This window comes from Candidatus Cyrtobacter comes, assembly GCF_034470605.1.
Classification (GTDB): Bacteria; Pseudomonadota; Alphaproteobacteria; order Rickettsiales; family Midichloriaceae; genus Cyrtobacter; species Cyrtobacter comes.
The window spans coordinates 1-7,400 of the sequence record NZ_JARGYT010000063.1 but is presented as its reverse complement, the minus strand read 5'-3'; the positions used below and the strand labels follow the sequence as shown (position 1 = coordinate 7,400).

At 36.2% G+C, this 7,400-nt stretch carries 5 protein-coding genes; 2 read left to right on the top strand and 3 right to left on the bottom strand.

The window, feature by feature from the left end:
* A partial coding sequence (locus Cyrtocomes_RS04570) for a transposase (RefSeq protein ID WP_338140850.1) occupies nucleotides 1–295 on the top strand: 295 nt, incomplete at its 5' end.
* Between the two features lie 230 nt (nucleotides 296–525).
* Here Cyrtocomes_RS04570 and murA read toward each other — a convergent pair.
* The 3 genes from murA to thrS are packed head-to-tail and all read right to left on the bottom strand — an operon-like array spanning nucleotide 526 to nucleotide 4,291.
* Nucleotides 526–1,851 (bottom strand): UDP-N-acetylglucosamine 1-carboxyvinyltransferase, encoded by a 1,326-nt coding sequence (gene murA / locus Cyrtocomes_RS04565; protein ID WP_322498016.1) that lies wholly within the window; start codon nucleotides 1,849–1,851, stop codon nucleotides 526–528.
* On the bottom strand, nucleotides 1,848–2,327 hold the full coding sequence (infC, locus tag Cyrtocomes_RS04560) for a translation initiation factor IF-3 (RefSeq protein WP_322498017.1): 480 nt from the start codon (nucleotides 2,325–2,327) through the stop codon (nucleotides 1,848–1,850). The genes murA and infC overlap by 4 nt, the downstream gene beginning before the upstream one ends.
* A 53-nt stretch (nucleotides 2,328–2,380) precedes the next feature.
* Nucleotides 2,381–4,291 (bottom strand): threonine--tRNA ligase, encoded by a 1,911-nt coding sequence (gene thrS / locus Cyrtocomes_RS04555; RefSeq protein ID WP_322498015.1) that lies wholly within the window; start codon nucleotides 4,289–4,291, stop codon nucleotides 2,381–2,383.
* Nucleotides 4,292–4,596: 305 nt separating this feature from the next.
* Here thrS and Cyrtocomes_RS04550 point away from each other — a divergent pair, with 305 nt between their 5' ends.
* A complete protein-coding gene (locus Cyrtocomes_RS04550) occupies nucleotides 4,597–7,314 on the top strand; it encodes a hypothetical protein (RefSeq protein WP_322498014.1) in 2,718 nt (905 codons plus the stop codon).
* The last annotated feature ends 86 nt before the right edge of the window (nucleotides 7,315–7,400 follow it).

Genomic DNA, 7,400 nt, shown 5'->3' with positions numbered 1-7,400 from the left:
AAACCCATTCATTGAACGTTTTAATGTCGATCGGAAACAACCTTTTATCCATCTAAATACCATATTTATCGCCTCCAATATAATATTGCATCTTTTCCATTATTTGGCAAAACCTTTGTTAACAGTGCCTACAGATGTTTTTACTTATTGGGTAAAAGAATTTTTGATACCAAATTTACATGAGAATACAGTCATTGTTATGGATAATGCATACTTTCATAAGAGCAAAGATATGCAGAAAATTATTGAGGATAGTGGCCATATACTACTTTACCTACACTCTCCTGCCAATTGAGAAAAAATGGGCTCAAGCAAAGCAAATCCGCCGCTCCACACATTGCTCTAGCTTTTTAACTCTTATTTTATATGACGTTTTATACTGACTTAGCTATATACCATTCTTTATATTTTTATTGGCATTTTATCTCTTATGTATTGCTTTAGAGATATTAACTACACTGGTATCTTTTTGATATTCATCTTTGATAGCTCAATAGGTGCCTTCCATAAAAAGCGCTTTATTAGCTACCTTTTAAATCTCTTTATATTTAAATTTGTATCTTTTAACTTGTCTATCAAATTGCCATAACCTCTTTCTATATGCTCTGCATCTTCCAGTACGGTTTCACCATGTGCAATAGCCGCTGCAATTAAGTAGGAAAGACCAGCTCTAATATCTGGTATTGTTATAGGTTCTTTTGATGCCTTCAATGTTGTGGGTCCATTGATAAGAGCGCTATGCATATGGTTTGCCCCTTCATATCTACAACTTAAAGAGCCAAGGCAGTAACTTGTTAATTGAGTCCTTGCATTCAATTTGTTAAGTGCTTCAAGATATTTGAACCTACTTTCATATACTGTTTCATGTATAACAGATGTGCCATGTGCTTGAGTTAAAAGAGTTGCAAATGGTTGCTGCCAATCTGTTGAAAAACCTGGGTATACATCAGTTTCTATTATTGTAGGTTTTATATCAGATTTTTTATAAAACTTTATATAATCTGCTTTAGCACTTAAATCATAACCACCACCAACTTGCGTATAATAAGAAAGAAAATTTCCTAGCAGGTCAGGTGTGACGCCTATCACTTCTATTTCTCCATCTGAGGCGCAAGCAAGTGATGCCCATGAAGCGGCTTCTATTCTATCCCCAATAATCTTTGTTCTTGTTCCGGAAAGCTCTTTTACACCATGTATTGTTGCGCATCTATTAGAGTCAAGAAATATTATGGCGCCCATGGAGCGCAGCATTGTTATTAGCGCAATCACCTCTGGTTCTATTGCTATATTTTCTATTACACTTTTACCTTCTGCTAGCACACTTAAAAATAGCGAAGTTTCAGTGGCTCCAACAGATGGATAAGGTAGCTTGATCTTGCTACCTTTTAGCTTGTCAGAATGCGCGATAAATCTATCTTCTTTTTGCTGAATAGTAGCGCCGAATTCTTCAGCGGCCTTGATATGAAAATCAACATTTCTCCTTCCTATCTTGTCTCCACCGACAAATGGAATCTCAGCCTTACCGAATTTATGCAACAAAACGCCAAGCAATAATATTGGCAACCTGTTTCTCCTAGAATCTGGAAAAGAGGTTATATGATGCTTGATTGTCAGCGGGTCTATTTCAAGTGAAAACTCATCACCATTACTAACTGTAACACCAGTTGCGGCAATAAGCCTTTTTGTGATATCCACATCTCCTATATCTGGTACATTATATAAAAAAGTAGGTGAATTGCCAAGGCATGAAGCTACTATTGCTTTTGTTGCAAAGTTTTTTGCGCCCATGCAACGTATTTGGCCCCTTACCGGCGAGCCACCCTGTATAACATAATCTATGGATTCCCTCATTGTTTTGGAGAAAGTATCATTATTATTTGCCTACCTTCCAGTTTATGATCAGAATCAACCCTTACCAAATCAATCACCTCTTCTTTAAACCTTTTAATTACAGCAAAGCCTACATCTTTATGCATAATTTCCCTACCTTTAAATTGGAGGGAGACCTTAATTTTATTACCTTCTTCTATAAATTCTCTGGCTTTCTTTAGCTTAATAGAAAAATCTCCATCTTCTATATTGGGACTAAGCTTAATTTCCTTAATCTCTATTACTTTCTGCTTTTTTTTATTCTCTTGTATCCTCTTTTTCTTCTCATACCTATACTTACCTAAGTCCATTATCTTACATACAGGAGGAGATGCATTTGGAGAGATCTCTATGAGATTTAACCCTCTGCCAGCTGCTATATTAACAGCCTCCCTAACGCTCATAACACCAAGCATAGAACCTAGTTCATCCACCACCCTAACTTCGTGAGCGGTTATGGAAAAATCAAAACGTACGTCTTTTATAGCAAAAACCTTAAAAAATGAACAAATTATATAATAAAAGATTGTTTATAGAGCGATGCAATTGCCTCATCAACACCCATAATAACTTTATCCTCGCTACCCAGTTTACTGATTGAGACAAGGCCACCATCAACCTCTTTTTGGCCAACTATCCAAAGATACGGAACTTTAAAACCCATATGAGTCTTTATTTTGTAACTAATAGTTTCATTATTAGAATCAAGGATATTACGTATACCATTTTTTGTCAAAGAGCTACTAACTTTAGCAGCATAATTCTCAAATTTTGAACTAATAGGTAAAACTGCAACTTGAATTGGTGAAAGCCAAATAGGAAGATGCCCAGCCGTATGCTCTATTAAAATTCCTATAAATCTCTCTAATGAACCAAACATAGCTCTATGTAGCATTACTGGCCTCTGCTTCTTTCCTTTATCTGTTATGTAGCTAGCATCAAGCCTTTCAGGAAGATTAAAATCTATTTGTAGAGTTCCAACCTGCCAATCTCTACCTATTGCATCTTTGAGGACAAACTCCAGCTTTGGTCCATAAAATGCACCGTCTCCTTTATTTAACTCATATTCAAGACCAAGTTCGTTAAGAGCGCTCAATAAAGCCTCTTCCGATTTGAGCCAAATTTCATCAGATCCCACTCTTTTAGACGGTCTATCTGAGAACTTAATTCTAACATTATTAAATCCAAAATCTTTGTAGATAGATAGCATGAGTTTGCATACATCAACACTTTCTTTCTGTACATGATCCTCCGTGCAAAATATATGTGCATCATCTTGTGTAAACCCTCTCACCCTCATAAGTCCCAAAAGTGAACCTGATGGCTCAAATCTATGCACTTTTCCAAATTCAGATAATTTCACAGGCAAATCTCTATAGCTTTTTAGGCCTTTATTGAAAACTTGTACAGCGCCAGGACAATTCATTGGCTTTAATGCATATTCTTTATCAACATCTATGCAATGTGCTGTGAACATATTCTCCTTAAATTTTTCCCAGTGACCAGAGGCTTCCCAAATTGATTTATCCATAATATCTGGTGTGTTGATCTCCTGATATCCAGCTAATTCTTGCTTTTTTCTCATATATGAGACAAGTAATTGGAAAACCCTCCAACCATTTGGATGCCAAAAAACCGTTCCAGGCGCATCATCTTGGAAATGAAATAAATCCATCTGCTTTCCAATCTTTCTATGATCTCTTAATTCTGTCTCCTTGAGCATTTGAAGATATTCAGAAAGTTTTGAGGCACTTTGCCATGCTGTTCCATATATTCTATGCAATCCCTCATTCTTACTATCACCCTGCCAGTAAGATCCAGAAACTTTCGTTAGTTTAAAGTGCTTTATATGGCCAGTAGAGGGTACATGCGGCCCTCTACAGAGATCAATAAAATTACCTTGAGAATATAGGGTAACTTCCTCACCATCTGGTATATTTTCTATTATTTTTACCTTGTAATGCTCGCCAAGCTTTTCAAAAACTTCTATAGCTTGTTTTTTAGGCAATATAGTTCTTTCTATTTTATAATTTCTTTTTGCTACCTCACTCATCCGCTCCTCAATTATTTGAAGATCGTCTAACGAAAATGGATCGCTTTTTGCTATATCATAATAAAATCCATCTTCGATAGTGGGGCCAATTACTATCTGCGAATTCGGAAACAATTCCTTTATTGCATGGGCCATGAGATGGGCGGTGCTGTGTCTTATTATATCAAGCCCTTCTTGTGAATTTTGGGTAATAACCTCTAAACTACATCCATGAAGAATAGTATGTGAAAGATCGTATAACTTCCCATCTATCTTTACAGCAATGGCATTTTTTAGCAAAGAGCTAGAAATCGAGGAAGCAACATCGAAGCCGCTTACTCCACTTTGAAACTGACGGATCTCTCCGCTAGGCAGAACAATATCTATCATCAAGACGCGCTAATCATACCACAGTGCTCTTTTAATATAAAAAATATTAAAGTCAAATATACTAGAAATAAACTTCTTATGAAAAAATTATTCACAAGCGCTATTTAGCTACAAAAGGGTAGCTGCGAATGTTATTTAGTTGGGCGCAAAATTCTTTATTAGTATTTAAAGAAAGAAATTATTTAGCTGATTTATAAAATATTACTTGCAAAGAAGCGAACTATTTGATCTATAATCAAGTATACAAGAAGTATATTAATTATAAACATAAGTTACTAATTTTAATCACATTTGGGTAATTACTTATGAGTAGTATAACGCTAAATAATAGAGCGATAGGAAGTACAATGGGGAAGATTTCTGGCGAGATAAATAACATTGCTAAACAAATATCAACCGGGAAAAATACAAGCAATCCAGCGTCTGTTATCATTGCATCAAAAGCTGAATTTTCTCGCATGATATCTGAAAACACAGCAAGCCACCTGAACCAGGGTGTTGTTGTTGCAGAATTCGGGCTTAATTCCATTGAAACATTAACAGATTCTTTGGATACATCAATTAAAAACGTACATGAGCTGCTTAATGGTTCGTTAAGTCAGGATGCACAAGAATCACTCTATACCATTATAGAGCGTGCTTTTGCTGAGCTTGAAAGGGTTGCAGTTGATGCAGAATTTAATGGTAGAAAGCTTCTTAATGGTGATTCTGCTGGGGCTGCTGGCTCTATAGTAGATACCAGTGGAGTTTCAGGAGATACATCTGCTTATAGCACGGTATCTTTAGATAATATAGCAGCTCCAGCAAGTGCTAAAACTATAACGCTACATGATAAAGTAAAGATCACCGTAGATAGCAGTGTTACTGCAGAGGGTGTTACAGAAGATGTTCAAACAAGTGGTAATAATGTAGTTAAGTTTCAATTTAGGGCTGGGGGCGCAGCAGCGATTGTAGCTGATTTTATAAAAATTCAGGTTGATAATGCTGGTATAGATAAATTCACAATAGCAACCAATACTATTGGTGGCGCTGTGGTAGAGGGATATGCTGCTGGTGTATTAACACTTAATAAAGATCTCTTTGATACTGCGGCTAACGTAGAAGCAAGGGTGGATGCTGCGGTAAGTGCTATAAATGGTGCAAGTGCATTAAAGGATATTGGGTTAGTAGCCTCTAAAGAAGGCACGGATACATTAGTAATTAAGAAAAAAGAAGATCTAACTACACCAACCGCTAAAGGTATAGGAGATGAAGCAATAAAGGCTATATATGGTGGTGTAACGGGCACAGTAGATTATTTGAGTGGGGTAAAAATTGGTAATACGAGCCAGGCATCAGTAGATAATATGACTGGTAGAACAGTTACATCAAACTACGACGATGTAAGCATGCTTACATATGCTATTAAAACTGGTACTGGTGCTGAAGTAGCTACAAAAATCGCAACATTTATAAACAATATATCATTACAAAATAATTTATCTAATGATGTTATAAGCAAAATCGAAATGCTTGATGCATCTTCAGTAGGGACAACGCTCACATTGAAATCTAAGGAGCAAGGCCAAGCTGGTGCGTTTAGCTTTCCAAAATTTGATGGAACAACTGCCGTTAGTAGTTTTGATGTTGGAGCAAAATCAGGTTCATTGGGTGCTAGCTCAGTTGGCGCACAAGGTAGCCTTGGAGTAGACAGCATGATTAAAAATATCTCTCAAAAATCATCTTATACAGATTTAGCCACGATAGCAGGGAGTAATATTACTGATGGGGCATATTTGAATTTCTTTGGCAGAACAATAACATTTAAAAATACTGTTACAGATAGCACAAAAGAGATCCAAATAGTATCTAGCTCACCATCTGGAACTATGGCTAATTTAGCTAAAATGTTGAATAATTCAAGCGATCCAACATTTAAGAACTATATTTTCACAAGCTATGTTGATAATAGCGGAGCTATTCGCTTTGGGGCAAGATCCAGAACATATAATTCTGAAATGAATGGTAAATCTTTTAATTTTACGGCCGCTGGTGGTGGTACATTAGCAACCTTAACATTTGCTAATGGTGCAACAGGTGGTATTGATGTCTCCCATGTAACAGAAAATAAAGATTTTATAGGTAAGTTATCAGGGCTTACAGCATCTTATAATGGGCTAAATAAAGTAACATTAAACTTAAAAGTTGGCTCAACAATATATAGCGGTCAGGTTTCTAAAACAAACAATCTTGATGATCAAACCGTTGTAATGAGCGCACAAGGAGGTAAAGGTGGTTATTTTACTCTTGGCTTAGTTGGAGGTAAGGGTGCTGATGTTTCTTCAGTAGCTCAAGCAGAAGCTTATGCAACTTATATAAATAAAGAGCTTGAGAAGATAACATTCTATCAAACGCTAGATATGCAAATCGTTCCTACAGCAGGGGGGGTTCTGGATGGAAGTGGTATTAGATTAACTACTGGTGATGGCTCTAAGACAAATAAGACAACTAATGTTACAGTCAATGCTGCAACAACAGATAAGGCTGGTACAATCTCTGTGGAAATGGAGGATGGCAGAACATTTTCAAGTTCATCTGATAGATCTTTAATTAATGCTGGTAACTTAGCTAGCAAATCACTGGCAGTTGCTGGAGATTTAATACAAAAAGGTCAAATATTAATTCTTTCTTCTGATAAAGATGAAAATGAAAGAATGACTATTACATTTTCAAAAAGCATCGATCTTACTAATAAGGATGATGTTCTTGCGCTACAATCTGAGCTTGCTAATGCTTTGAAAGCTGGGGAATCAGATTTCAAATTCATTCTACCATCTGGGGAAACTATTAGTATAGAAATACCAGATATGAGAGGAAAAGCACTTCTTAATGGTCAAGAGTGGAGTGATCTTAAATACGATACAGTTCAGAATAGACAAAACACTTTAACGACGCTTATGAATGTGAAAACCACTATATTGCAGGCTCATGCTAAAGTTGGAGCAATGGTTGAAGCAATAACCAGAACTGCTAGGCACTGTTAACAAAGGTTTTGCCAAATAATGGAAAAGATGCAATATTATATTGGAGGCGATAAATATGGTATTTAGATGGATAAAAGGTTGTTTCC